The organism is Halomonas sp. B23F22_10 (assembly GCF_043496975.1).
In the GTDB taxonomy this organism is placed as follows: domain Bacteria; phylum Pseudomonadota; class Gammaproteobacteria; order Pseudomonadales; family Halomonadaceae; genus Halomonas; species Halomonas smyrnensis.
The window spans coordinates 38,873-64,890 of record NZ_JBIEKF010000007.1 but is presented as its reverse complement, the minus strand read 5'-3'; the positions used below and the strand labels follow the sequence as shown (position 1 = coordinate 64,890).

The 26,018-nt window shown below is 66.3% G+C and carries 26 protein-coding genes; 11 read left to right on the top strand and 15 right to left on the bottom strand.

What is annotated here, in order from left to right; genetic code table 11:
• Window positions 1-12 precede the first annotated feature (12 nt).
• Window positions 13-879: an NAD-dependent protein deacetylase gene (locus ACGTNF_RS14800; protein WP_394602334.1), complete on the top strand. Its 867-nt coding sequence runs from the start codon at window positions 13-15 to the stop codon at window positions 877-879.
• Here ACGTNF_RS14800 and ACGTNF_RS14795 read toward each other — a convergent pair.
• Window positions 860-1,234, bottom strand: coding sequence for a translation initiation factor Sui1 (locus ACGTNF_RS14795; RefSeq protein ID WP_394602333.1), 375 nt, complete (start codon window positions 1,232-1,234; stop codon window positions 860-862). The two genes, ACGTNF_RS14800 and ACGTNF_RS14795, sit on opposite strands and share 20 nt — an antisense overlap.
• Window positions 1,235-1,295: 61 nt before the next feature.
• Window positions 1,296-2,480 carry an alpha-hydroxy acid oxidase gene (locus ACGTNF_RS14790; protein WP_394602332.1) on the bottom strand — a complete coding sequence of 395 codons (1,185 nt, stop codon included), beginning with the start codon at window positions 2,478-2,480 and terminating at the stop codon, window positions 1,296-1,298.
• A 133-nt stretch (window positions 2,481-2,613) separates the two neighbouring features.
• Here ACGTNF_RS14790 and ACGTNF_RS14785 point away from each other — a divergent pair, with 133 nt between their 5' ends.
• The 8 genes from ACGTNF_RS14785 (at window position 2,614) to uxuA (ending at window position 11,253) form a co-directional block, all read left to right on the top strand.
• Window positions 2,614-3,351, top strand: a complete 738-nt coding sequence (locus tag ACGTNF_RS14785; protein ID WP_394602331.1) for a GntR family transcriptional regulator — start codon at window positions 2,614-2,616, stop codon at window positions 3,349-3,351.
• The gene (manD, locus tag ACGTNF_RS14780; protein ID WP_394602330.1) at window positions 3,348-4,559 is read left to right on the top strand and encodes a D-mannonate dehydratase ManD; all 1,212 of its coding nucleotides are present in this window, start codon (window positions 3,348-3,350) and stop codon (window positions 4,557-4,559) included. The genes ACGTNF_RS14785 and manD overlap by 4 nt, the downstream gene beginning before the upstream one ends.
• 12 nt (window positions 4,560-4,571) lie before the next feature.
• Window positions 4,572-5,594: a Zn-dependent oxidoreductase gene (locus ACGTNF_RS14775; protein WP_394602329.1), complete on the top strand. Its 1,023-nt coding sequence runs from the start codon at window positions 4,572-4,574 to the stop codon at window positions 5,592-5,594.
• A gap of 60 nt (window positions 5,595-5,654) precedes the next feature.
• The gene (locus ACGTNF_RS14770) at window positions 5,655-6,623 is read left to right on the top strand and encodes a TRAP transporter substrate-binding protein (protein WP_394602328.1); all 969 of its coding nucleotides are present in this window, start codon (window positions 5,655-5,657) and stop codon (window positions 6,621-6,623) included.
• 81 nt (window positions 6,624-6,704) lie between these two features.
• On the top strand, window positions 6,705-7,277 hold the full coding sequence (locus ACGTNF_RS14765) for a TRAP transporter small permease (protein WP_394602327.1): 573 nt from the start codon (window positions 6,705-6,707) through the stop codon (window positions 7,275-7,277).
• The gene (locus tag ACGTNF_RS14760; RefSeq protein WP_394602326.1) at window positions 7,277-8,557 is read left to right on the top strand and encodes a TRAP transporter large permease; all 1,281 of its coding nucleotides are present in this window, start codon (window positions 7,277-7,279) and stop codon (window positions 8,555-8,557) included. The genes ACGTNF_RS14765 and ACGTNF_RS14760 overlap by 1 nt, the downstream gene beginning before the upstream one ends.
• A 28-nt stretch (window positions 8,558-8,585) precedes the next feature.
• Window positions 8,586-10,058, top strand: coding sequence for a mannitol dehydrogenase family protein (locus ACGTNF_RS14755; protein WP_394602325.1), 1,473 nt, complete (start codon window positions 8,586-8,588; stop codon window positions 10,056-10,058).
• A 16-nt stretch (window positions 10,059-10,074) separates the two neighbouring features.
• Complete coding sequence (gene uxuA, locus ACGTNF_RS14750) at window positions 10,075-11,253, top strand: mannonate dehydratase (RefSeq protein ID WP_394602324.1); 1,179 nt, start codon at window positions 10,075-10,077, stop codon at window positions 11,251-11,253.
• A gap of 95 nt (window positions 11,254-11,348) precedes the next feature.
• Here uxuA and ACGTNF_RS14745 read toward each other — a convergent pair whose 3' ends face one another.
• From ACGTNF_RS14745 to ACGTNF_RS14695, 11 genes are all read right to left on the bottom strand, one after another.
• Complete coding sequence (locus ACGTNF_RS14745) at window positions 11,349-12,008, bottom strand: HAD family hydrolase (RefSeq protein WP_394602323.1); 660 nt, start codon at window positions 12,006-12,008, stop codon at window positions 11,349-11,351.
• A gap of 85 nt (window positions 12,009-12,093) precedes the next feature.
• A complete protein-coding gene (locus ACGTNF_RS14740) occupies window positions 12,094-13,401 on the bottom strand; it encodes a TRAP transporter large permease (protein ID WP_394602322.1) in 1,308 nt (435 codons plus the stop codon).
• Window positions 13,398-14,009, bottom strand: a complete 612-nt coding sequence (locus tag ACGTNF_RS14735) for a TRAP transporter small permease (RefSeq protein ID WP_394602321.1) — start codon at window positions 14,007-14,009, stop codon at window positions 13,398-13,400. Before ACGTNF_RS14735 ends, ACGTNF_RS14740 begins: the two co-directional genes overlap by 4 nt.
• A 54-nt stretch (window positions 14,010-14,063) precedes the next feature.
• Window positions 14,064-15,074, bottom strand: a complete 1,011-nt coding sequence (locus ACGTNF_RS14730) for a TRAP transporter substrate-binding protein (protein ID WP_394602320.1) — start codon at window positions 15,072-15,074, stop codon at window positions 14,064-14,066.
• Between the two features lie 57 nt (window positions 15,075-15,131).
• Window positions 15,132-16,217 carry a LacI family DNA-binding transcriptional regulator gene (locus ACGTNF_RS14725; RefSeq protein ID WP_394602319.1) on the bottom strand — a complete coding sequence of 362 codons (1,086 nt, stop codon included), beginning with the start codon at window positions 16,215-16,217 and terminating at the stop codon, window positions 15,132-15,134.
• 107 nt (window positions 16,218-16,324) lie between these two features.
• On the bottom strand, window positions 16,325-17,302 hold the full coding sequence (locus ACGTNF_RS14720; RefSeq protein ID WP_394602318.1) for a 2-hydroxyacid dehydrogenase: 978 nt from the start codon (window positions 17,300-17,302) through the stop codon (window positions 16,325-16,327).
• A 10-nt stretch (window positions 17,303-17,312) separates the two neighbouring features.
• Entirely contained in the window at window positions 17,313-18,296 is a 984-nt protein-coding gene (locus ACGTNF_RS14715; RefSeq protein WP_394602317.1) for a sugar kinase, read from the bottom strand.
• Window positions 18,297-18,338: 42 nt separating this feature from the next.
• Window positions 18,339-19,091 carry a sugar phosphate isomerase/epimerase family protein gene (locus ACGTNF_RS14710; RefSeq protein WP_394602316.1) on the bottom strand — a complete coding sequence of 251 codons (753 nt, stop codon included), beginning with the start codon at window positions 19,089-19,091 and terminating at the stop codon, window positions 18,339-18,341.
• A 94-nt stretch (window positions 19,092-19,185) separates the two neighbouring features.
• Window positions 19,186-20,205: a LacI family DNA-binding transcriptional regulator gene (locus ACGTNF_RS14705; protein ID WP_394602315.1), complete on the bottom strand. Its 1,020-nt coding sequence runs from the start codon at window positions 20,203-20,205 to the stop codon at window positions 19,186-19,188.
• 99 nt (window positions 20,206-20,304) lie between these two features.
• The gene (locus ACGTNF_RS14700) at window positions 20,305-20,991 is read right to left on the bottom strand and encodes an HAD family hydrolase (RefSeq protein ID WP_394602314.1); all 687 of its coding nucleotides are present in this window, start codon (window positions 20,989-20,991) and stop codon (window positions 20,305-20,307) included.
• Window positions 20,992-21,142: 151 nt separating this feature from the next.
• Window positions 21,143-22,174 carry a sodium:calcium antiporter gene (locus ACGTNF_RS14695; protein WP_394602313.1) on the bottom strand — a complete coding sequence of 344 codons (1,032 nt, stop codon included), beginning with the start codon at window positions 22,172-22,174 and terminating at the stop codon, window positions 21,143-21,145.
• A 202-nt stretch (window positions 22,175-22,376) separates the two neighbouring features.
• Here ACGTNF_RS14695 and ACGTNF_RS14690 point away from each other — a divergent pair, with 202 nt between their 5' ends.
• The gene (locus tag ACGTNF_RS14690) at window positions 22,377-22,664 is read left to right on the top strand and encodes a DUF4235 domain-containing protein (protein ID WP_394602312.1); all 288 of its coding nucleotides are present in this window, start codon (window positions 22,377-22,379) and stop codon (window positions 22,662-22,664) included.
• A gap of 253 nt (window positions 22,665-22,917) precedes the next feature.
• Here the strand turns inward: ACGTNF_RS14690 and ACGTNF_RS14685 are convergent, their stop codons facing one another.
• Entirely contained in the window at window positions 22,918-24,390 is a 1,473-nt protein-coding gene (locus ACGTNF_RS14685; RefSeq protein WP_394602311.1) for an alanine/glycine:cation symporter family protein, read from the bottom strand.
• A 162-nt stretch (window positions 24,391-24,552) separates the two neighbouring features.
• Here ACGTNF_RS14685 and ACGTNF_RS14680 point away from each other — a divergent pair, with 162 nt between their 5' ends.
• Window positions 24,553-25,368 carry a helix-turn-helix transcriptional regulator gene (locus tag ACGTNF_RS14680; RefSeq protein WP_394602310.1) on the top strand — a complete coding sequence of 272 codons (816 nt, stop codon included), beginning with the start codon at window positions 24,553-24,555 and terminating at the stop codon, window positions 25,366-25,368.
• 311 nt (window positions 25,369-25,679) lie between these two features.
• Here ACGTNF_RS14680 and ACGTNF_RS14675 read toward each other — a convergent pair whose 3' ends face one another.
• On the bottom strand, window positions 25,680-25,991 hold the full coding sequence (locus tag ACGTNF_RS14675; protein ID WP_152477865.1) for a hypothetical protein: 312 nt from the start codon (window positions 25,989-25,991) through the stop codon (window positions 25,680-25,682).
• Between the last annotated feature and the right edge of the window lie 27 nt (window positions 25,992-26,018).

Here is a 26,018-nt window from a genome sequence, read left to right as displayed (position 1 = left end):
GCGAGGAGTGACATGAGCGATCATCCGGCGCCGTCGGGGGCCGATCTCGATGCCCTGGCGGCCTTCGTGGCGAACACGCCGCGCCTGGCGGTGCTGACCGGCGCCGGGATCAGCACCGCCAGCGGCATCCCCGACTACCGTGACGACAGCGGCGACTGGAAGCGCTCGCCGCCGATGCAGCACGGCGTGTTCATGGGCAGCCGGGCGGCGCGCCAGCGCTACTGGGCGCGGGCGCTGATCGGCTTTCGCACCCTGCAGGAGGCGCGCCCCAACGAGGCCCATCGCGCCCTGGCCCGGCTCGAGGCCGAGGGGCGGGTGGCCGGCATCATCACCCAGAACGTCGACGGCCTGCATCGCCGCGCCGGATCGCGGCGGGTGATCGAGCTGCACGGTCGCGCCAACCTGGTGCGCTGCATGGGCTGCGGGGCGACGCGCATGCGCCATGACCTGCACGCCGAGCTGGCCAGCCGCAATCCCGACTGGCTAGACACCGGCGCCAGGGCCGGCCCGGACGGCGACGCCGATCTGGAGGCGGATTTCACGGATTTCCGGGTGCCGGACTGCACGCGCTGCGGTGACGGCATCTGGAAGCCGGACGTGGTGTTCTTCGGCGATAGCGTGCCGCGCGCCCGGGTCGACGAGGCCTTCGCGCTGCTGGACGACGCCGACGGGCTGCTGGTGGTGGGCTCGTCGCTGATGGTCTATTCGGGCTTTCGCTTCGCCCGAGAGGCCGCTCGGGCCGGCAAGCCGCTGGCCTGCCTCAACCTCGGGCGGACTCGCGCCGACGACCTCTACACGCTCAAGGTGGCGGCCGGCGCCGAAGCCGGGCTGAGCGCGCTGATCGAGCGGCTGGACGACGCTAGCCGCCGGCCAGCTTGACCTTGAAGCCTCTCTTTTCCAGCTCGCCCTTGAGCACGTCGCGCTGGTCGCCCTGGATCTCGATCACGCCGTCCTTCAATGCGCCGCCGGTGCCGCAGCGCTTCTTGAGCTCCTTGGCCAGGGTCTTGAGCTCGTCGGCCTTGAGCGGCACGCCCTCGATCAGGGTCACGCCCTTGCCCTTGCGGCCCTTGGTTTCGCGCCGCAGGCGCACGATGCCATCCAGGCCGGCGAGGCGCGCGTCCTCGGCGAGTTCGTCGCAGCGGCAGTCGTCGACGGGCTGGCGGCACTCGGGGCAGGTGTCGCCGTGTTCGGTGGAGTAGACCAGGCCACGCAGCTGGTCCTGAAGGGATGCCATGGGGCCTCCTCGGCAATGCAAGCGGGCCTCAGATGATACGAGGCCCGGCGGCGGCGGTCGATCATGCCTGCCGATGGCTGAGTCTGAGAATGTCCGGGCTCAGTTCGGAGACGTGGTCGAATCCCAGCAGGCCCATGGCTCTGTCCATTTCTCCTCGCAGTAGTTTTAGAGCGTGTTCGACGCCAGCCTGACCACCTGCGGCCAGGCCATACAGGGTCGTGCGCCCCAGCCAGACTGCATCGGCTCCCATCGCGAGTGCTTTGACGATATCGGTGCCGCGCCGGAAGCCGCTGTCGATGAACAGCTGACAACGGTCTCCGACGGCTTCTCTGGCTTCGGGTAGCACATCGAGTGGCGAGCAGGCGTTATCCAGCTGGCGCCCCCCGTGATTGGAGAGCACCACGCCGTCGACACCCAGTTCAGCAGCCTGTTTGGCCTCTTTAGGAGCCAGGACGCCTTTGATGATCAGCTTGCCCGGCCAGCGGTCGCGCAGCCAGGCGATGTCGTCCCAGTTCAGGGTCGGATCCAACTGCTGCCCGATCACCGCCGAGGCGCCCTGCACGCTCTGCTTGCCGGGCGGCAGCAAGTCGCCCAGGTTCTTGAAGGTCGGCATGCCGTCGGGAATCAGTACATCGGCGATCCAGCGCGGGCGCACCAGCAGGTGGGTGAGGTTGCGCAGGGTCGGCCGCATGGGCTTGCGGAAGTTGCGCAGATCCCACTCCCGGTTGCCGTAGATGGCGCTGTCGGTGGTGACTACCAGGGTCTCGTATCGCGCCGCTCGGCAGCGCTCTACCAGTTTCCTGACGTAGTCGCGGTCGCGATAGAAGTAGATCTGCATCCAGGCCCTGAGCCCCTCGACGTCGGCGATATCTTCCAGCGATGTGGTAGCCACGTTGCTGAGCACGAAGGGGATGTTCGCAGCGGATGCCGCCTCGGCCAGCTTCAGGTCGCCGTTCTTCGTCAGCATGCCGTTGTAGCCGGTCGGTCCGATCACTAGGGGCAATGCTTGGCGTTTTCCCAGCAGTGTGGTCGAGAGATTCCTCGGACCGACGCGCGTCAGAGTGCGTGGCTCGAACAAGACATCGTCGAATGCCTTGCGGTTGCGGTGAAGCGTGCGTTCATCGTCGGCACCGCCTTCGAGATATTCATAGACGAAATGGGGAAGTCTGCGGCGAGCAATGTGCGCTAGATCATGGATGTTGAGCGCCTTTCGGTAGTCTTTTCCTGAATAACTCGCGCGTTTCATGATGGGTATCCTTTGCTTCTTGTGTGGTACCAAAGTCTAAGCCGAAGGCGCTTTTCGTTTCTTTGCCATACTACCATACTAGTCATAACAGGCACGCAGTGCTTCGGTCACGCCGATACAACAGGATGAGTTAATGAAAGTGACACTGCAGGCGCTTTGGCGTGAGACGCGTGAAGAAGATCCGGTACGGCATCGGCTCTATCAGGTGCTGCGCCAGTCGATCATCCGGATGGTGCTGGCTCCAGGGCAGGCGCTGTCAGAGAAGGAACTGGCCGACACCTTTTCGGTGAGTCGTCAACCGGTTCGCGAGGCCTTTATTCGGCTGTCCGAGGCTGGGCTGGTCGAAGTGCGACCACAGCGCGGCACCTTTGTGGTCAAGATTTCGCAGCAGGCGGTGTTAGAGGCCCGTTTCGTACGCGAGGTGGTTGAGGTCGCCGTGGCACGTGAAGCGGCTAGTAAGGGGCTGAGTGTTCGTACTCTTTCGGATCTTCACGAATTGATCGATCGCCAGCGTCGCTGTATTGATCCGGCCGACTACGATCGCTTCTTTCTACTCGATGAGGATTTCCACCGGACCCTGTCTCTGGGGATAGGGCATAACACTGCCTGGAAAGTGACCGAAGAGGTCAAGGCACAACTCGATCGTGTTCGCTATCTCAGCGTTCCCGAGAGTACGCCGCTCGACAAGTTGATTGCACAGCACGCGGATATCGTCGCGGCGATCGAGAAGCGCGATGCCGAGGCAGCCGCCGAGGCAATGCGCGTTCACCAGTGCGAGATTCTGCAGTCGCTGCCAGATCTCGTGGGCCGTTTCCCTGACATGTTCCAGTCTGCCCAGATACCAACGGTTGCCGAGGAGAATCGGGCATGAAGATCGAAAGGGCCTATACCATTGTCACCGCGCCGGGCCGCAACTTCGTCACCCTCAAGATCGTCACCGACGAGGGGGTATACGGTATCGGTGATGCCACACTCAACGGCCGTGAGCAGGCGGTGGTTGCTTACCTCGAGGAGCACGTGATTCCGGCCTTGATAGGTCGTGACCCGCAGCGTATCGAGGACATCTGGCACTACCTATACCGCGGTGCCTATTGGCGTCGGGGGCCTGTGACGATGACGGCCATCGCCGCTGTCGACATGGCGCTGTGGGACATCAAGGCCAAGGTCGCCGGCATGCCGCTGTACCAGCTGCTGGGCGGCAAGAGCCGTGAACGGGTGATGGTCTATGGCCATGCCACGGGCAAGGACATCGAGGCCTGCCTCGATGAAGTCGCGCGCCACGTCGAGCAGGGCTACCGCGCGGTACGGGTGCAGGCTGGCGTACCGGGAATTGCCAGCATCTACGGCGTGGCCAAGCGCCCTGGCGAGCGCTACGAGCCCGCCGATGCCGAGTTGCCGGCCGAGCATGTCTGGAATACCGCCAAGTACCTCAACCACGCCCCCAAGCTGTTCGCCGCAGTCCGGGAACGCTTCGGTGATGATCTGTATGTGCTGCACGATGTTCATCATCGCTTGACGCCCATCGAGGCGGCGAGGCTGGGCAAGGAAGTCGAGCCCTATAACCTGTTCTGGCTGGAAGACTGCGTGCCGGCAGAGAACCAGGAGAGCTTCGGCCTGATTCGCCAGCACACTACCACGCCTCTGGCAGTGGGCGAGGTCTTCAATAGTCTCTTTGATGCTAAGGCGCTGATCGAGAATCAGTGGATCGACTACATCCGCGCCACGTTGACTCATGCCGGCGGTATCACCCACATGCGGCGGCTGGCCGACCTCGCCGGACTCTATCACGTGCGTACCGGCTTCCACGGTCCGACCGATCTGTCTCCGGTGTGTCTGGGCGCGGCGATCCACTTCGACACCTGGGTGCCTAACTTTGGCATTCAGGAATATATGCCACACGAAGACGTCACCAACGAGGTCTTCCCTCATGACTATCGTTTCGAAGATGGCCATTTCCTGGTCGGCGAGTCGCCGGGACACGGCGTCGATATCGACGAAACAGCGGCGGCAAGATATCCCTATCGTCGTGCCAGCCTGCCGGTCAATCGGCTCGAAGATGGCACCCTGTGGCACTGGTAAAGAGGTAAATCAATGAAAGCTTTTCAGGTAAATGCACCTCAGGATTACCGAATCGTCGAGGCCGAGTCACCAGCTGTTGCTCAGGGTGAAGTTAAGGTGAAGGTGGCCTTCGCCGGGATCTGCGGCTCCGATATGCACATCATCCATGGCGATAATGCCTTCGTGCGCTTTCCGCGGATCACTGGCCATGAATTTGCCGGGCTGGTCGAGGCGGTGGGGGACGGTGTTGCGGACGTTTCCGTCGGTGATCGGGTGTGCATCGATCCGGTGATCAGCTGCGGCGAGTGCTACCCCTGCCGCATCGGCCGTCCCAACGTGTGTACCGCACTGGAAGTGATCGGCGTGCACCGCAACGGCGGCTTCGAGGAAAGCGTCAACGTGCCGGCCGGCAATGTACACCGCCTGCCCGAGGGACTCGGGCTGGATGCCGCGGCTCTGGTCGAGCCCTACACCATCGCCGCCAACGTGCTGAGTCGGATGCAGCCTCATGCTGGTGATCGCCTCCTGATTCTGGGCGCCGGCGTGATCGGTCTGACGATTCTGCAGGTGGCTCGTGCACAGGGCATCGAAGACATCACCGTCAGCGACGTCATCGATGCCCGGTTGGAGACGGCGCTCGAGCTGGGCGCGACCCGTGTCCTCAACGGCGCCGAGCAGGACGTCGAGGCCGAGGTCGAGACGCTGACCGGCGGTGAAGGCATACCGCTGATCGCCGATGCGGCCTGCGTACCCGCCCTGTTGCCACAGATGCTGCGCATGGCCTCGCCGGCTGGCCGCATCGGACTGCTCGGGTTCAATCCGACGCCCAGCGACCTGGTGCAGCTGGAAGTGATCAAGAAAGAGCTGACCCTGGTCGGCTCGCGGCTCAACAATCGCAAGTTTCCGGAAGTGATCGAGCTGATGGCATCCGGGCGACTCGACCCGCTGGCATTGGTGAGCCATCGCCTGCCCTTCGACGACATGCCCGGGGCCATCGAGATGATCGATCATCATCCCGAAAGCGCCCGCAAGGTACTGATCGAGATCGGTGCCTGAGGGCTTCACTCGCGCTATCCAGCCAACAACACACAACAGCAAGTGCCAGGAGAACACGCCATGTTCAAGCGACTCGTCACCAGCGCCGTCCTCGGTGCCGCCCTGCTCGGCAGCCAGGCCAGCCTCGCCGCCGACTACACCCTGAAGTTCGGCCATCTGGCCAACGAGCAGCACATCTGGAACCAGGCCGCCCTGAAGTTCAAGGAGCTGGTCGAAGAGAACTCCGACGGGCAGGTCGAGGTGCAGGTCTATCCCAACGAGCAGCTCGGCGCCGAGATGGATGTGATCAACAGCATCCAGCTAGGGACGGCCGACATGACCATCACCGGCGAGAGCCTGCAGAACTGGGCGCCCAAGGCGGCGATGATGGCGGTCCCCTATGCCTTCCGCGATTCCGAGCATCTTGAGCAGGCCGTGGAGGGAGACGTCGGCGATCAGATTGAAGCGCAAATCACAGAACGTGCCAATCTGGTGCCTCTGGCCTGGTTCGAGCGCGGTCCCCGCGAGCTTACCAGCAACCGACCGGTCACCTCTCCTGAGGATCTGGACGGTATCCGTCTGCGAGTGCCCAACGTGCCATTGTTCGTCGATACCTGGGAAGCCTTGGGAGCACGCCCCACGCCGATGGCTTTCAGTGAAGTCTTTACCTCACTCCAACAGAGCACTATCCAAGCCCAGGAGAATCCGCTCAGCTTAATCGAGAGTGCCAGTTTCTACGAGGTGCAGGACCACGTGAACCTCACTGGTCATGTGCGCAGCTGGATCTACGTGGTGATCGGCAAGAATCAGCTCGAGGCCATGCCTGAAGACCTTCAGGAGATTGTTCGCGATGCCGCTCAGGAGATGCAGTCCTACGAAGCCGAGCTCTTTGCATCGGACCAGGAACGTCTGCGCCAGAGTCTGGAGGAGCGCGGCATGGAGTTTGTCGATGTCGACACCGAAGCCTTCGCCGACAAGGCGCGTCCGGCGGTGCTTGAGGCGCTGACCGACGAGCAGCGTGCACTCTACGACGCCATTCAGGACCTCTAACGATCGTGGCGGGTGCTCGCGGTGCCCGCCGCTTCTTTCTGCTGCCATCGGGGTGGTCAATCACCCCCGTGAGGTGTACCCATGGATGCTTCTGAGCAGCGGGCCGTCGAGGAGTTCGACACCCTCCCGGCGGTGCCACGTCTGCCGGGGCTGGCCGGTCGCATGATCGGCAGGCTCGATACCCTGTTTACCTTCCTTGCGACGCTGGCCTTGGTGGGCATCGCTGCCACCGTACTGCTGCAGGTCGTCGGGCGCTTGGCGCTGCCTTCCTCGCCGGCCTGGACCGAAGAGCTGTCGCGCTATCTCTTCATCTACATGGTCGCGCTTTCCTCGGGCGTAGTGATACGCCGGCGCCGTAATGTCAACGTGGAGCTGTTCCATCACTGGATGGGCGTGCGAGGCCGGGCGATCTATCAGGTGCTGGTATGCCTGATGGTGGGAGCCTTTGCGCTGATCGTACTGCCTTACGCCTGGTTATATGCCGAGAATGGCGCCTGGCAGACCTCGCCGACACTCCAGGTCCCCATGCTATATATCTTCTTCTCCACCGTGGTGCTGTTTGGCTTGGTCCTGTTGTACAGCGCAGTTGGAGTCATCGAGGGCCTTTGGGGCGCTTGGCGTCCGGCCTCTCAAGCCGATCCGGAGACCCCGTGATGGAAGTGATCGCACTGTTTGTCGTCTTCCTGGTGCTGCTGTTGATCGGAATACCGATCGCCTTCTCGCTGGGCATTGCCTCGCTGAGCTATCTGCTGCTGGAGGGAATTCCGCTGACCATCGTGCCGCAGCGCCTCTACTCGGGTATCGACACCTTCGTGCTGCTATGCATTCCCGGCTTCGTGCTGGCTGGGAACCTGATGAACGTCGGTAACATCACCGAACACATCGTGCGTTTCTCCAATGCTCTCGTCGGGCACATCCGTGGCGGCCTGGGCCTGGCCAACGTGGGCGGCTCGATGATCTTCGGTGGCATCTCGGGTACCGCCGTGGCGGATGCCGCGAGCATCGGTTCGGTGATGATTCCCGGTATGGCCAAGTCCGGCTATGACAAGCCATTCTCGGCTGCCGTCACCGCCGCCTCCTCGACGATTGGGCCGATCATTCCCCCCAGCGTGCCGATGATCATCGCCGGCTCGCTGACCGGCGTATCGGTGGGCAGGATGTTCTTGGCCGGTGCCATCCCCGGCCTCTTGCTGGGCCTGGCAATGATGGTCACCGTTTATCTTCTGGCCATTCGCCGCGGCTATCCCAAGGAGCAGCGGGTGTCGTTCCTTCAGCTGGTGAAAGAGGGGCGTACCGCCTTCTGGGCGCTGCTGATGACCGCGATCATCCTCTACGGCATCATCGGTGGCTTCTTCACGCCTACCGAGGCCTCCATCGTCGCCAGCCTCTATGCGTTGGTCGTCGGCATGTACGTCTACAAGGGGCTTTCCTGGCGCAAGTTGCCGGCCATCCTGACCGACACTGTGCTGACATCTTCCGCTCTGCTGCTGCTGGTGGGGCTGGCCAACCTGTTCGGCTGGATCCTGACCAGCGAGCAGATTCCTCAGATGGTCGCGGCCGGCATCCTGTCGATCAGTGAGAACCCGCTGGTGGTGATCCTGATCCTGAACCTGATCATGCTGTGCGTCGGCGCCTTCATGGAGACCATCGCCGCCTTGATCATTCTCTTCCCGGCACTGCTGGGAGTGGCGACCGGGGTGGGCATGGACCCGGTGCACTTCGCGGTGATGGCGGTGCTCAATCTGATGATCGGTCTCACCACCCCGCCGGTGGGTGTCTGTCTGTTCGTGGTCTCGGGTATCGGCAACCTGCAGGTGCTTACCGTGGCCCGGGCGATCCTTCCGTTCCTGATCTGCAACCTGGTCGTGCTGCTGTTGGTGGCCTATGTGCCGGCCATCTCGATGTGGTTGCCCAACCTGATCCTCGGCCAGTGAGGCCGTCCCCCCTGACATGGAGAGCATGATGCAGAGTGTCAAACGGCTGCCGGCCAGCGCCGGCGGCGGTCGAATCGGCATGGTCCATCTGGGGCTGGGTGCCTTCCATCGAGCTCATCAGGCGGTCTACCTGGAGCGCTATCGACAGCGTACCGGCGATAAAGCGTGGGGCGTGAGCAGTGCCAACCTGCGCGCCAGCGTGGCGCTGGTCGATGCCCTGTGTGACGCCGGTTACCGCTATCACGTGGCCGAATACGCCGACAGCGAGCATGTCACTGTGCGCGAGATCGGCGTGATCGAGGAAACCCTGTTTTCCGGGAAGGGTGAGGACGGTGGCTGGGGGCGCGACGTTCAGTCACTGCTCGAGCGCATGGCGTCACCCGACACTCGCATCGTCACCCTGACAGTGACCGAGAAGGGCTATTTTCTGAGCCCGGCCAGCGGCGAGCTGCTGGCCGATGATCCGCTGGTAGCCGCCGATATCGCCCATCCCGAGACGCCGCGTACCGCAGTGGGACTGCTGGTCGAAGCGCTGGCTCGGTGTCATGCGGCAGGGCAGGCACCGTTCACGGTGCTCAGCTGTGACAACATGCCCGACAACGGCAAGCGCACCCAGGCCGCCGTGATGGCGCTGGCGGCGCGGCGCGATGCCGAGTTGGCCGCCTGGATCGCGGATGAGGTTGCCTTTCCGTGCAGCATGGTCGACCGCATCGTGCCGGCCATGACCGAGGCCGATTTCGCGCGCTTGGTTGAGCTCGGCATCGAGGATCCTAATGCCGTGATCGGTGAGTCGTTCAGTCAGTGGGTGGTGGAGGACGACTTCCCGCAGGGGCGCCCCGATTGGACTGCGGACGGCGTAGAGATGGTGGCCGACGTTGGGCCCTTCGAGACCATGAAGCTGCGTATGCTCAACGGCAGCCACTCGCTGCTCGCCTACCTGGGCGCCCTGGGCGGCATCGAGACGGTGGCCGATGCCGTGGACCGCGAGGATCTGACGGCGCTGCTGCGACGGTACATGCTCGACGAGGCCGCCCCGACCCTCGCCATGCCCAAAGGTACGGACCTCGAGGCCTACGCCGAGCAGCTGCTGGCCCGCTTCGCCAATGACAGCCTGCATCACCGTCTGCAGCAGATCGCCATGGACGGTTCCCAGAAACTGCCGCAGCGCTGGTTGAACGGCGCCGAGATCAATCTTGCCGCCGGGCGAGACGTGGCCTGCACGGCCCTAGGCGTGGCCGCCTGGATCCGCTATGCCGGTGGCACCGACCTGGCCGGAAGGCCCCACGTCGTGGACGATCCGCTGGCCGACCGGCTGGGCACACTGCACGCACGCCACGGTGAGGATGTCGCTGGTCTCGTTTCCGCCTTCATGACCATGGAGGACGTTTTTCCGCCGGCGCTGGCGGCCGAGCCGCGCTTCGTCGCCGCGGTCACCGCTGCCTACATCGATCTGACGCAACTGGGGCTTGCCGGGGCACTGGACGCTCTCGGACGGGCCTGATCAAGAGGACAACCCCATGGAACATACCTGGCGCTGGTTCGGCCCAGCCGATCCCATCACCTTGGACGAGATCCGGCAGACCGGAGCCACGGGCATCGTGACTGCCCTGCACGAGATTCCCAACGGCGAGGTCTGGCCGGCCGAGGCCATTGCCGAGCGCAAGCGGATGATCGAGGCCGCCGGCCTTTCCTGGTCGGTGGTCGAGAGTGTGCCGGTGCACGAGGACATCAAGAAAGGGCTGCCGCAGCGTGACGCCCATATCGCCGCCTACCAGCAGACGCTGCGCAACCTGGCAGCCTGTGGTATCGACACCGTCTGCTACAACTTCATGCCGGTGCTCGACTGGACGCGCACCGACCTGAGCTGGCGCCTGCCGGACGGTGGACTGGCGCTGCGCTTCGACCAGGTTGCCTTCGCCGCCTTCGATCTCTACCTGTTGGCGCGCCCTGGCGCCGAGGACGAATACTCCGATGCCGAGAAGGACGAGGCGTGGGCGTATTTCGACGTTCTCGACGAGGCCGGGCGGGCGAGCCTGAAGGACACCATCATCGCCGGGCTGCCCGGTGCCGAGGAACACTACACGCTCGAGCAGTTCCGCGGCGTGCTGGCGGAGTATGCCGAGATTGATGCCGGCCGGCTGCGCGAGCATCTGGGGGACTTCCTGGCGGCCGTTGTGCCGGTAGCCGAGGAAGTTGGCTTGCGACTGGCGATCCATCCCGACGACCCGCCCCGGCCGCTGTTCGGCCTCCCTCGGGTGGTGTCCGGTCCCGAGGACGCCCAATGGCTGCTCGAGCGGGTGCCGAGTCCGGCCAATGGGCTGACGCTTTGCACCGGTTCCTACGGTGTCAGCGCCGATATCGATCTGGTGGCCATGGCCGAACGCTTCGCGCCGAATATCTACTTCGCTCACCTGCGCTCCACGCAGCGCGAGGCAGCGGATGCTCGCTCCTTCCACGAGGCCCAGCACCTGGGCGGCGACGTGGACATGGTCGGGGTGGTCCAGGCGCTCGTCGCCGAGGAGCGTCGTCGCGAACGCGAAGGCGGGCCACGCCTGCCGCTGCGTCCCGATCACGGCCATCACCTGCTCGATGATCAGCACCGGGATACCGCGCCGGGCTACCCGCTCTACGGGCGCCTGAAGGGGCTGGCCGAACTGCGCGGAGTGGAACTGGCAGTGCGTTCGTTGACCATCTGAGGGAGGTTGGCTCGATAGGTGACGCCCTCACCGGTGTGCCGGTGGGGGCGTCGTCGTCTTACGTATAGTGGGCGTCTCAGGGCGCTCGCATGGTGTCAGCGGCTCAGCCGGGCGATTGCCGCCGGCAGCTCGCTGGCATGGCCGATGGACACGGCGCCTTCGGGCGTCGTTTCCCCCTCGGGAAAGCGGTTCAGGTGCACCACCCGCATGCCGGCTTCCAGGCCGGCCGCCACGCCCACCGCCGCATCATCGATCACCACGCAGTGCTCGGGCGCATGGCCCATGGCCTCGGCGGCCTTGAGGTAGAGAGCCGGGTCGGGCTTCCACACGCCCAGGGTGTAGGCGCTGAACAGGCGGTCGCCGAAATGGTGGCCGAGCCCGGTGCTTTCCATGGCGCAGCGGATCTTGCGCTCCGGGCCGTTGGAGACCACCGCGCGGGGATGGTCGGCGAGGGCCTCAAGCGCCGCGGGCATGCCGTCGATCGCGGTCAGCTCCGCGCGCATGCGTGCCTCCATGCGTGCGCGCATCTCGTCCTCCACCGCCTGTCGGCGAGCGTCATCGAGGGCGCCGTGGCGGGCCTCCATCGCCTGCACGATGGACAGGAAGCGCACGCCGCGGAAGTCGTCCATGTACTGGCGGGCGGTGAAGGGCAGGCCATGGCGGGACAGGATCTCCGCCATCACCTCGGCCAGCAGGATCTCGCTGTCGACCAGGGTGCCATCGGAGTCGAAGAGCAGGCAGAGCGGAGCGGTCATGGTGTCCTCATGGTGGCGTCGGAGCGTGGAAGACTGGGAGTCTATCAGGGACAGGGAAGCGGCTCCTCGGGGAGCCGCGACGTGCTCATACGAAGTCCGGCGTGATCAGGCGGGGAATCGCCAGGATCAGCTCGGGGTAGAGGATCAGCAGGACGATCACCCCGAGCATGATGGCCAGATAGAGCAGGGTGGTGGCCAGGGCCTTGAGCAGCGGGATGCCACCGATCTTGGCCGAGATCATCAGGCACAGGCCGTAGGGCGGTGTGATCAGTCCCAGCCCCAGGGCCATGACACCGATCACGCCGAACTGCACCGGATGTACGCCGGCCTGCATGGCCAGGGGCTGGAAGATCGGTGCCATGATGGCCATCGCCGGCAGTGAGTCCATGAAGGTGCCGATGATCAGCATCACGGCGGTCATGATCAGCAGCAGGGTCACCGGATCGGTGATCTCGACCCCGGCCATCAGCTTGGGAGGGATCTGATAGAAGCTGATCAGATAGCCGAAGATGGCCGCGCCGACCAGGCTGAACAGCGATAGCGAGCACAGCCGTACGGTGTCGGTCGAGGCATTGATCACCTGGCGCAGATCGAGCTCACGGTACACCAGGACGCCCAGCGCCAGGGCGTAGAGCACGGCAATGACGGCGGCTTCGGTCGGCGTCACCAGGCCCAGGGTGATGCCGCCGATGATCACCACCGGAATGCCGGCCGCCAGCAGGCCGTCCTTGCCGGAGCTCATCAGTTCCGACAGCGAGGCGCGTTTCCTGACCGGCACCTTGTAGCGGCGCACGTAGCCCATGTTGAGGGCCAGCTGGGCCACGCCGATGATCACCCCGGGCAGGATGCCGCCGAGGAACAGGCCGGCGATGGAGGTGTTGGTCAGGGCGCCCCAGACGATCATGTTGATCGACGGCGGGATGATGATGCCCATCACCGAAGAGGCGGCGGTCACCGCCACGGCGAAGTTGACCGGATAGCCCTCGCGCTTCATCGCTGGAATCAGCACGGTGCCGACGCCGGCGCTGTCGGCGGTGGATGAGCCGGAGACGCCGGCGAACAGCATGCTGACCATCACGTTGACGTGTGCCAGGGCACCCTGCACATGGCCGACGAGGCGCATGCACAGGGTGATCAGTCGGTCGGTGATGCGGGCGGCATTCATCAGGTTGCCGGCCAGCAGGAACAGCGGCACGGCCAGCAGCACGAAGGAATCCATGCCGTTGTACATGCGCTGGAACATCACCCAGTAGGTGAGGCGTGGGTCGAGCAGGATCATGCCGACCGCCGTCAGCACCAGGGCCATGGCGATGGGCACTCCGGCCACGATCAGGACCCCGAGCAGCGTAAACAGCAGCCAGGGAAGGAGATCGATCCATTCCATGGGCATCATGAGGTGGTCCTCCTGTCGGCCGGTTGGGCGGGCGACAGCTCGCCCAGGGAAACGTCCTGGTGGTCGCCGGCCTGCAGGGCTTCCTCCACTTCGTTGGGCGTGTTGAGCGCGGCCTCCATGCGGGGCATGCCATGCAGGATGGCGTGCAGCAGGCGCTGGGCGCTGAACAGCACGATCAGGGCGCCGCAGACGGTGAATGCCGAATAGACGTAGATCATCGACAGCCCCGAGGCGGTGGCGCTGCGACGCAGCCCGGAGAGGGCGAAGTCCTTGCCGTGAACGACGAAGATCACGCCGACGGTGAGGCAGGCCAAGTCGCGGAGCCAGCGCGTCACCCGGTCGAGTCTGGAGCCGCGCGGGAAGGCCTCGAGCACGAAGTGGTCGGCGTGCAGGACGCCGATGGCAGTTCCCAGCATGATCATCCACTGGAAGGCGAAGCGGCTGAATTCCTCTGTCCAGTAGAGGCGCGGCAGCAGGGGCAGGTTGCGGCTGACGATCTGATAGATGATCAGCGTGATGAAGCCGAACAGCAGGGCCAGCAACACCAGGTGTAACAGGCGTTCCAGCAGACGGTTCATCCGAGAGAGGCCGTGCAGGAGAGTCGTCATGAGGCTGTCCTCGAGGTCCCGGAGAGACGGGGACCCGTCGGGTCCCCGAGCGGCTTAGCTGGCGTCGATGATCTTCCGATACAGGTCCGTCAGGCCCATGTCGTCGATCACGTCTTCCAGCGGCTCCTTGACGATGGCCTGCATGTGCTCGCGATCGAGCTCGTGCAGGGTAGCGCCTTCCTCGACCAGCTGGTCCAGCGCTTCGGCGTCCTGGTCCAGCTGGATCTGTCGGGCGTAGCCGGCGGCCTCATGGGCGGCGGCCATCACGGCCTGCTGCTGGTCGTCATCCAGGCGTTCCCAGGTCATCTCGGACATGGTGAGCAGGCGCACGGTGATGTCGTGCTGCGAGAGGCCGATATGCGGTGCGACCTCGTGGAAGTTCATGCGGTGGATCCATTCGGCCTCGTTGAGCAGGCCGTCGATCGCGCCCAGCTGGAGGCCGGTGTAGATTTCCTTCCAGGCCATCACCGTGGGTTCTGCGCCCAGGGCCGACCAGGCGGCGATCAGCGGCTTGGTCGGATTGGTGCGCAGCTTCATGCCTTCCAGGTCGTCGAGGCTCTCGAGGGGGCGGCTGCTGACGATCTGGCGCTTGCCGCCGCCGAAGAAGGCCAGCACCTTCACGCCGGTCTCGTCGGTGATGCGGTCGGCGATCTCGCGACCCACCTCGCCGTCGAGCACCGTTTGCCAGTGCTGCACGTCGCGATACAGGAAGGGGATCGAGAACACGTTGGCGGTGGAGGAAAAGTCGGTGATCAGGCCGGGGTTGATGATCGACATGTCCAGCGCGCCGGCCATCTGCTGCTCGAACATCTCGGTCTCGTGACCGAGGACCGAGTTCCCCATGATCTGCACGCCGAGATCGCCGTCGCTCTTCTCGGCGAGCAGCTCCTGAAACTTCTCTGCGCCCCGCTGGTAGGCAGTGTCCTCGGTGCCCCCATGGCCGAAGCGCAGGTCATAGGCCTGGGCGGTGCTCGCCAGCCCCATCGTGGCCGCCAGCGCGACGCCGGTCATCAGGTGGCGAGTCGTGCGGCAGAGTGCTTTTGGATCGATCCATTTTTGACGCATGTGAAGACCTCATTGTTGTTGTCGCCGCCTGAGTGCGGCAGAAATGAGTGGCGTGGGTTATGGCATCTGGCCTGAAGCGGCCGGTGCCGAGGCGGTGTGAGGCTGTGGCCGGGCGCCACAGGATCCTCGCACCTGAAGCCGCGGCGACAGGACCGCCTGTTCCGGGGCTCCCTTGGGATCGTGGATGCGGCGAAGCGCGAGTCGCGTGGCTTGCTCGCCGATGGCATAGGGATGGGTCGCTACACTTGTCAGCGCCGGGTCGACCAGTTCGGCTTCCTCGACGTCGTCGATGCCGATCACGGCACAGTCGGCGCCCGGCGTCAGGCCGAGACGCTTGAGGCCCAGCATGGCGCCGAAGGCCACCAGGTCGTTGTGGCAGATCACGGCCGTCGGCGGTGTCGGCTCGCTCATCAACTGCTGGATCAGCTCGAAGCCGTCGCGGCGAGTGACCTTGGACCGCAGCAGGCGCTGATAGTCGAGGCGGTGGCGGTCGAGCGCCTCCCGGTAGCCCTGCCAGCGCTCCCGCGTTGCGGAATGCTCGGCATGGCCGCCGAGGAAGGCAATGCGTTCATGGCCCAGTGCCGCGAGATGGTCCACGGCCTGGCAGACCCCTTCGCGGAAGTCGGTGCCGGCATAGTCGAACGGCGGGTTGCCGATGTGCCTCAGGACCTGGATACAGGGCATGCCCCACGCGTTCAGAGTGTCGATCAGCGAAGGATCGGTTCCCTCGGCCGGGCACAGCAGGATGCCGTCGACGGCATGCTCCCGCATGCGTTCGAGGAAGCGTTCCTGACGCCTCGGCGAATCCTCGCTGTTGGCCAGGAAGGAGACGTATCCCTCGCGGCTGAGCGCGTTGTCGATGCCGGCGACCATGGCGCCGAAGAAGGGGTTGGCGATGTCATAGACCACGACGCCCAGCGTGGAGGTGCGGCGGCCGCGCAGCGCCGCGGCGCCGCGGTTGTAGACGTATCCCAGCCCCTTGATCGAGGCCTGCACCTTGAGCCGGGTCGGCTCGGCCACCAGCGAGCTGCCGCGCAGCACCAGCGACACCGTGGAGCGCGACACGCCGGCGTGGGCGGCAATGTCCTGCAGCGTCACGCTGGATTCACGGTGAGTGGCGGATGAGCGGCGCTTCGATGTCATGGTGACCCTGGAGTGCTGTTTTTGGATTGGTCTAAATCTAGAGGATGAAGCGTCCGTCACCAACTCGTCTTTCGTCGAAGAGCGGCCGGCGACGGAGCTATGACGCGTCAGACTGGCCGGGCGTCTTCATTGACGGGGCTGAGGGGGCGCTCGCCGGAGAGGGCCAGGCGGATGTTGTCCACCGCGCGCCGGGCCATGGCGTGGCGCGTCTCATGGGTGGCCGAGCCGATGTGCGGCAGCGCCACCACATTGGCCATATGGGGCAACGGCGAGTCCGCCGGCAGCGGCTCCCGTTCGAAGACGTCCAGCCCGGCGGCGCGGATCTGGCCGGCGTCCAGCGCCTCGATCAGGGCCGTCTCGTCGACCACCCCGCCGCGGGCGATGTTGACGAAGATGGCCGAATCGCGCATCAGACCGAGCTCGCGCTGGCCGATCAGCCGCTCGGTCTCGGGGCTAAGGGGGACGGTGACGCAGACGAAATCGGCCTCGCCGAGCAGCTCGTCCAGCTCGCGGCGCCGGGCCCCCAGTTCTTCTTCCAGCGCCGGCTTCGGTGAGGCGTTGGAATAGAGGATACGCATGCCGAAGCCCAGGGCGCCGCGCCGGGCGATGGCGGCGCCGATACGGCCCATGCCGACCATGCCCAGCGTCTTGCCGTGAACGTCGCTGCCGAAGTGCGATGCGCCGAGGCTGGCCTGCCACTCGCCGCGGCGCACGAAGTCGGCCAGCTCCACGGCGCGGCGTGCCGTCGCCATGATCAGCAGGAAACCGGTGTCGGCGGTGGTCTCGGTCAGCACGTCCGGCGTGTTGCACAGCAGGATGCCCCGCCGGGTCAGCTCGTCCACCGGATACTTGTCGACGCCCACCGAAACGCTGGCGATGGCCTCTAGGTGAGGCGCGGCGTCGAGGATCTCGGGGGTGATCTTCTGGCTGGCGCCGACCAGGCCGTGCGCTTCCTTCAGGGCGGCGCGAAAGGCCGGATCCTCGAAGTTCTCGAGATGGCCGAAGTCATCCACCTGGAAGTCGCGCTTCAGTTCGGCCAGCAGCGCCTCGGGCAGGCGGCGGTAGACGACGATACGTTTCTGCATGGGAATCTCCTCAGGTCGTGGTAAGCGATGCGGTTTCGAGCGTGGACAGGCGCTCGCGATGGGGAAGCCCCTCCATGTCGCCGGGCACCTGTACGGCGAGGGCGCCGATCAGGTTGCCGCGCTGCAGTGCCTCGCGGGGGGAACGTCCATCGAGAAGGGCGCTGATCACCCCGACGGCGAAACCATCGCCGGCGCCCACGGTGTCGATGACCTCGCGCACGTCGACGCCGGGGACGCTGAACTGTTCGTCGGCGCCGTCCAAGCTGCCGCGATAGTAGCTGCCTTCAGGCCCCAGCTTGATGATGACCGCCCGGGCGCCGCGATCGAGGTAGAAGCCGGCGATGTCGTGGGGCGTCTCCAGTCCGGTCAGCCGCTGCCCCTCGGCCAGGCCGGGCAGCACCCAGTCGGCCTGGCCGGCCATGGCGTTCAGGGTGTCGCGCATCTCGGCCTCGCTGGCCCACAGCGAGGGGCGCAGGTTGGGGTCGAAGGAGATGCTGGCACCGGCCTGTCGCGCCTGTTCGAGCATGTGCCAAGACAGCTCGCGACAGCTCGACGAGAGGGCGGGCGGTATGCCGGTGGCGTGCAGGTGGCGGGCGGCGGCGAAGTCGACTGCGTTTGCGTCGTCCGGGCCCAGGCGGCTGGCGGCGCTGCCGCGGCGGAAGTACTCGACGTGGGGATCCGCGCCGCCTTCGGCGCGTTCCTTGAACACCAGGCCGGTGGCGGCGTCCGGCGTGGGTGTCAGGTGGCGGCAGTCCAGGCCTTCGGCCTCCAGGGTGCGGCGGATGTAGTGGCCGAAGGCGTCGTCGCCGACCCGGCTCAGCCAGCCGACGTGAAACCCGAGGCGGGCGAGGCCGATGGCGACGTTGGTGTCCGCGCCGGCGATGCGGCGCTGGAAGCGTTCGATCTCGGCCAGCTCGCCGGCGGCCTCGGCGACGAAGAGTGTCATGGCCTCGCCGAAGGCGAGGATCTCGGGAGCGGCTTGGGGTGTCGGCATGCGAGGCTCTCCAGTCATGTGGCAGGAAATGTCCAGTGAAGGTCAGAGGGCGCGCAGGCGTTCCAGCTGCTCGCGCACGAAGCCCGTGAGCTCGGGGGCTTGCAGTGGGTACTCGATGGCCCGGGGCACGCCACGAGGGAAATGCGACATCAGCTGCTGCCAGGTCTGCATCTCGGCAAGATCCGGCACGCTGGCATGGGGACGTCCCTGCCCGAAGATGATGCCCTTGCAGTGGACGTAGGCGACGAAGCGTCCCAGCCGGTCGGCGGCCAGGACAGGGTCGTCGCCGGTCCAGTGCCAGTTGCCGATGTCGAAGGTCATGTGGAGCGGGCAGCCGGCGCCTGTGGCATCTTCCAGGCAGGCCAGCAGCGGGGCGACGGTGCCGCCATCGCGGGTCTGGTCGTTCTCCACCATGACCCAGGCAACCGGGCTGGCGGCGATCAGCGCCGACAGGCGCTGCCAGGTGTCGGTGCTGGTGCCGGTATAGCGGCCCAGCGATAGCTTGATCGCCACGGCGCCAAGGGCCGCGGCCTCGTCCAGCCGTGCCGGCAGGCTCGGCGAGAGCATATCGCCCGACCAGAGCTCGTCGGCGGCGGAATAGACCACGGTCAGCCCATGTTCGTCGCAGGCGCGCCCCAGCGCGTCGAAGTCATCGAAGTCTTCCGGAAGCAGCTCTCGCCGGATCTCGACGCCGTCGGCACCGGCGTTACTCAGGCAGGGCAGCATGGCGGCCTGCCCCTGTTCGGCGATCATGCGATGGCCGAAGGCCGAGGTGGCTACCAGCACGGATGGCATGTCGGGAGATGCCCGAAAGGCGGATGGTAACGTTCCCATTCTCGGGTGAGCAGTGGGCGTGGGGGAGTCGGTCACGTGGAAGGTCTCCTTGGTGTCAGCGGCGGGTCGAGCCGCGGGCGATCAGGGTCGGCGAGAAACGCACCTGCCGAGGCGGGCGCCGGGTATCGGTCAGGCGCTCCAGCAGGCTGTCCATGGCGGCCCGGCCGATCGCCTCGGTGGGCTGGGCGAGGGTGGTGATGCCGGGGCCGACCAGGCCGCACCAGTCGAGTTCGTCGATGCCCATCAGGCCGGTGGTGCCGAGGGCGTCGCCACGGGCCTGCAGCACGCGCGTGACCGCCAGGGTGACGTTGCCGTTGGCGCACAGCAGGGCCCTGGGGGCGGCGGCCGGGCGGTCGAGGAAGTCGGCGATGGCGCGCTCCAGGGCCGGGGTGTCGTCGAGCGGCAGGCAGCAGGCATCACCCGCCAGCCCCTCGGCGTCGAGCCGCGCGCGGAAGCGCTCCAGGCGGCGCTGGCGCGAGCTGGCCCGTTCCGGCGGCTCGCTGACGTACAGCAGCTCGCCGTAGCCCTGGCCGTGCAGGTGGTCCAGGGCCGCGTCGATGGCACGGTCGTTGTCGAGCCCGACCATGTCGGCCTCGAGGTCGCCCAGCGAGCGGTCGAGCAGCACCAGCGGCGTGTCCCGATCGGCCAGGGCCGCGAGCTCCTCGCCGGGGTGGCCGGCGACGTTGAGCACCAGCCCTTCGACGCGGTATGACGCCAGCAGCGCCAGATGATCGCGCTCCTGAACGGGGTCGTTGTCGGTATTGCAGACCATCAGCGAGAAGCCGTGGGCGCGACAGGCCTGCTCGACGCCGTGCATCACCGCCACCGAGAAGGGGTTGCGGATGTCGGCGACCAGCATGCCGATCAGCCCCGACTGCCCGCCCTTGAGCCCGCGCGCGATCCGGTTGGGCCGGTAGCCGAGCCGGCCGGCGCTGGCGGCGATGCGCTGCTGCAGGTCGGGCGACAGCCGGCTGCGCTCATCGCCGAAATAGCGGGAGACGCTGGTCTTGGAGACGCCGGCGTCGCGGGCGACTTCCAGGATGGTGGCGCCGGCTCGGCGAGTTGGAGCGGTCATGAAGAGGCATCACGAAAAATGGGAACGTTCCCAACGTTAGTGGCAGGCCCCATGACATGACAAGTCCGACGCGGTTAGACCATGGTAGAGAGGCGCGTCTCAGGCCCGCGACAGCGAGCGCAGGCGGTCGTGTTCCAGGCGGGCGATCACGGTGGGCAGCTGGAACATGCTGGTGATCATGATGGCGCCCTCCGGCGTCTCTTCGGCGTCGGGGAAGCGGTTGAGATGGATCACCGTCATGCCGGCGTTCAGCGCCGCCTGGACGCCGACCAGGGCGTCATCGATGGCCACGCAGTCCTCGGGGGCGTAGCCCAGCATGGCCCCGGCGTGGCGATACAGGCAGGGGTCGGGCTTCCAGCACTGCGCCTCGTAGGCGCTGAACAGGTGATCGCCGAACACCGGCTCGAGATTGGTGGCCAGCAGCGAGGTGCGGATCTTGTTGATCGGCCCGTTGGAGACGACGCCCATGGGGTGGCCGGATAGGGCGACCAGCGCCTCGGCGGCGCCGGTGATCGGCACCAGGTCGGTGGCCAGGCGGCGGTTGAGGTTGGCGCGCATGTCGCGCTCCAGCACCTCGAGGCGGTCCGGGTCGACGGCGCCGTGGCGGCTCTCCAGCTCGGCGACGATATGACGGAAGCGGGCGCCGCGGAACTCGCCGACGTAGTCGCTGGCCTGGAAGGGCAGGCCGGCGGCGGTCAGGCTGGTTTCCATCTCGGCAGCGAGCAGGGGCTCGCTGTCGACCAGGGTGCCATCGCAATCGAAGAGTAGGCAGAGGGGGCGGGCCATCACCGGTAACCTCGCGGGCGTGTCATTCGGCTTTAACGCTATTGTGTCATATCGGCAGCGTACACCTTTAGTTTAAGACCATTTCCGCGATTTTGTGAACAGTGTTTTTCAATTCAATCTTTGCTGCACATTCGTCCTGTGGCGGGCGGGCTCAGCCCGGCGCCATCACCAGCATCGCCGCCCCGGCCAGATAGCAGCCGGCGATGGCCAGGCTCTCGAAGCCGATGCGGCCGGGCCCCAGGCGCTCGCGATGGATCATGCCGACCATCAGGATGGCGGTCATCAGCAGCGAGATCGCCACCCACAGCGCCACGCCGTCGGGCATGGCGTGATAGATCGAGCCGCCGCGATAGGCCACGTCCGAGGCGGCCACGAACAGGGTGTCGAAGGCGTTGCCGCCGATGATGCCGGCCACAGCCAGGGTCAGCGCGCCGCGGCGCACCGCCGCCACCGAGGTGACCAGTTCGGGCAGCGAGGTGACCACCGCGGTCATCAACACGCCCACCACCGACTGGCCGAGGCCGGTGCCCTCGGCGATCACCGAGGCCACGCCCTCCAGCAGCCAGCCGCTGGCGCCGAGCACCAGCGCCAGCCCCGCGAAGCTCAGCCATAGCCGCCGCGCCGAGCGGGTCTGCGCCTGATCGTCCGGCACGTCCGGCGTGGTCTCCCGGGTCTGGGCCGGCTGCCACATGGGGCGAGTCCGGGTGCGATCGGCCAGCCGCAGCCCGAACAGGTAGCCGATCACGATCAGCGGCGTGATCGGATGCACCTGCCACAGCGTCCACTCCGGGGCGAAGCGGCCCACCAGTACCAGCGCCAGCAGGCACAGCAGCAGGCCGCCCTGCATCAGGTTGCCGATGGAGGCGGCGGCATGCTCCAGGTTGGCGCGGCGGTGGGTCAGGTCGGCGATGGTCAGGAACAGCGTCTGCACGGCGATGCCGCCCAGGGCGTTGCTCATCGCCAGGGTGGGGCGGTCGGCCAGCGCCGCCGAGACCGACAGCACCAGCCCCGACAGCGAGGTGGCCATGCCCAGCAGCACGGCGCCGGCGATGGCCTCGCCGAGGCCGGTACGGTCGGCCAGGTCGTCGACGATGTGCGTCAGCCGCGTGCCGGCCACGCCGATCACCAGGGTGCAGCCGAGAAACAGGGCGGCGGCGCTGCCGAGGGTCAGATCTGCCAGCAAGGAAAGGCCCTCGTCGTGGGGGATGGTGTCCGGGGCCGTCGCGACGCCAGTCGCCGAGTGCCTGGCGGCGGGCTGAGGATGTCGGGCATGTCGGCTCCTGCCGAGAAGGGGGTAGGCTATGCTGGCGGCGCCCTGCCGTGATACTCAGGAGGGGCGGCACGGGACCGCTAGTCCACAGCGTACCACCGGAGGCAGTCAAGTCATGAAACGGAAAATGTTCTGGTCGATGGCCGGCTACACGGCCGTCATCGGCGCCAGCCTGTTGACCCGGCACACCGCCAGGGAGGCCTACCGCAAGACGGCCGGGTCCGCCCCGCCGGAGAACCCCGGGCGTCGCGACACGCGCTGGCGGGAGGCCCTGGCCTGGGGCATGGCGAGCGGCGCCCTGGTCGGGATGGCCCGGGTGGTCGGCAAACGCCTGGGCGATGAGGCGCACCGCCGTGGCGAGCGTCGTCGTCCCCGGCGCGCCCTGGAGCACCTGAAGGACTAGCCTTCGGGGGCCCCGGTGAGTCGGGGCCCGGCGACGGGCAGGCGCGACGCCGTTGATCTCGACGTTGTCCTCGCCCCGCTGGGCCGGGATGCCGGCTCCGGCCTCGCCGGGCAGCGCCCTGTCGGCGAGCCGCGTGTCGAAGGATGTCGCTCGCTCGAGCCGCGCCGTTCACGGGGCGGAAACGAGCCGGCCCCGCCTGGTCGGGCGGGGCCGGAGGGCTACCGGGAGGCCGGCAGGCGGGTGCCGCGGGGCATTACTCCCTGGCGCCGGCCGGGGTATTGCCGAGCGCCCGGTGGGCGCGCTCGAGGTCTTCGGGTTCGAGCTCCCAGGACTTGGGATCCAGGTCCATTTCCGGGTGATCCTTGGCGTTGAACACCGGCTGCTCGATGCCATTGCGCATCTGGCCGTCGAAGTCGCGCAGGATGCGCAGGCCCGGCTTGAACAGCATGATCAGGGCGATCAGGTTGGCCACCGCCAGCAGGCCCATGGTCACGTCGGCGAAGCCGAACGCGGTGCCCAGGTCGGTGGTGGCGCCCCAGCAGACCAGCAGCACGATGGTCACGCGGAAGGCATTGAACAGGCCCTGATTGCGGCGGCTGAAGAAGTTCAGGCTGTTCTCGCCCAGATAGTAGTTGTAGAGGATGGTGCTGAAGGCGAACAGCAGCAGCGCGATGCTGACGAAGGTGCGGCCCCATTCGCCGACGTGATCGGCCAGGGCGGCCTGGGTCAGGGCGATGCCCGCCACGTCGACGCCGGCGCCCGTTTCATAGACGCCGCTCAGCAGGATCACGAAGGCGGTGGCGGAGCAGATGATCACGGTGTCGATGAACACCGAGAAGGCCTGCACGATGCCCTGGTTGGCCGGGTGCGGCACGTAGGCCACGGCCGCCACGTTGGGGGCGCTGCCGAGGCCGGCCTCATTGGAGAACAGGCCGCGCTTCAGGCCCATCATGATGGCCGCGCCGATGCCGCCGCCGACGGCCGGTTCGAGGCCGAAGGCGCTCTTCATGATCAGCGCGATGACGTCGGGGATCTGGGTGACGTTCAGGGCCAGCACCACCAGCGCGATCAGCAGATAGCCGCCGGCCATGATCGGCACCAGAAATTCCGAGATGCGGGCGATGCGCTTGATGCCGCCGAAGATGATCAAACCCACCAGCAGCGCCAGGCCGAGGCCGCTGTAGAGCACCGGCACGCCGAAGGCATCGCCGAAGGAGGTGGCCACGGAATAGGACTGCAGGGCGGTGAAGGCGAAGCCGAAGGTCAACAGCAGCAGCACCGAGTAGACGCCGGCCAGCCAGTTCCACCGGCGGCCGAGGCCGCGGGAGATGTAGTAGGCCGGGCCGCCGCGATAGGTGCCGTCGCCCTCGGCGGTCTTGTAGGTCTGCGCCAGGGTGCACTCGAGGAAGCTGGTGGCCATCCCCATCAGGCCGACGACCCACATCCAGAAGACGGCGCCGGGGCCGCCCAGGGTGATGGCCACGGCGACGCCGGCGATGTTACCGCCGCCGACCCGGCCGGCCACCGACAGCACCAGCGCCTGGAAGGAGCTCAGGTGCCCGTGCTTGTCGCGCTTGAAGGCCTGGCTGGCGCCCAGGATGCGGAACATGCGGCCGAAGTAGCGGAACTGCACGAAGCGCGAGGCCACGGTGAAGCCGATGCCCACGGCGATCAGCAGCACGATCAGGACCTTGCCCCAGAGCAGGTCATTGAGGAAAGCCAACATCGAGAAGTCTCCTTTTTGGCATTATTCGCGGTGCGTGGGATTTAAGCAGGCTCAAAGCGCGATGGGATTTGACGCTATGGTGCGCCCTGGCGCACCATCCGCCGCACCCAGTGCACCAGGCTGCACCATTTCGGCGCGAGCGCCTCAGAGGAACCCACCGACATGCATGACGACTTCGCGGCCAACCTCCGGCTGCTGTGCAGCTACTACCGCTCCATCGCCGAAGTGTGCCGTCGGCTCGACATCAACCGGGCGCAGTTCAACCGTTACCTCAGCGGCCGCTACAAGCCCGCCAACAACACCATGCGCCGCATCTGCGACTTCTTCGGCGTCGAGGTGCACGAGATCCTGCTGCCCCACGACGAGTTCCGCTCGCTGGTACGGCTGCAGTCGACGCCGGACGGCGAGGCGCCCGAGCGAGCGCCGTCGCTGGGGCTGCCCGCTGCGCTGCTCGAGCAGGGGCGTCAGGGCATGTCGCGCTATCTCGGCTGCTACCACGAGTATTACCTGGCCATGTCGCGGCCCGGACAGGTGCTGTGCACCCTGGTCTGCCTCGAGCGGCGTGGCGAGGACGTGCTCTACCAGCGCACCGAACGCATGCCGCCCCGTGCCGGCGGTCGCCACTGGCACAACCGCTACCAGGGCGTGGCGCTGCTGCTGACCGATCGCCTGTTCCTGGCCGACCACGAGTCGCTCAACGGCCACGAGATGACCCAGACCATCCTCTTCCCCAGCTTCAAGAGTCACGTCTCGCGTCTCAGCGGGCTCAAGCTGGGCGTGGCCGACAGCAGCGAGCGCATGCCCTGCGGCGTGCGGGTGGTCTACGAGCGCATCGCCGACACGGTCAGCCCGCGCCAGGCGCTGGCGCAGTGCGGCCTCTATGACCTGGACGACCCGGCCCTCGATCCCGATATCGTGGCGGCGATCCACAACGATATCGGCCCCGGAGAGTGGCACTTCCGGGCGCGCTACCTCTAGGCGAAGTCGGAAAAGTGTCTGCGCTCGGCTATACGGCGTTAAAAATCCGCTCGTGCGCGAGCCCGGTCAAAGTCCTCATTTACAGCTCGTAAACTCCGGCTTTTGACTCGTGACATCCTGTCACTCGCGCTTCGAGCAGCAGAACTGCCTAAATCGGCAATCCCTGCCGATTTGTCGCTGATTTTTGCCTTGCGACCCACAGGGATGTGGGAAGTGCGTTGGCCCGTCGGGAACGGGTCTAGCCCTAGCCTTCGCTCGCCGACTTTTCATACCTTGCCTAAGCCAACTGGAGCACAGGAAGGCTGCGCGTCTCAGGGCGCGGCGTGGCGGCCGCAGTTCTCGCGGTAGGCCGGGGCGTCGGCGCCCAGTGCCAGCTGCTCGGTGACGGTGTGGTAGTAGAACGGCAGGGCGGGGCGCTCGGCGCGCACGGCGTCGCCACACAGGCCGTAGCCCTTGTTCACCTCGAGCAGGCGCTCGATCCCGACGTCGTCCTGGGCCTCGAGGCGCTCGGCGATACGCTCGGCGATCCGGTCGTCGCGGTCGTTGTCGGCCATCCACTGGCCGCCGAAGATCAGGCCGGCGACGAGCAGGATGGCGGCCACGGGAATCCACAGGTTGTGCATGGCGGGGCTCGCATGGTAGCGCCGGCT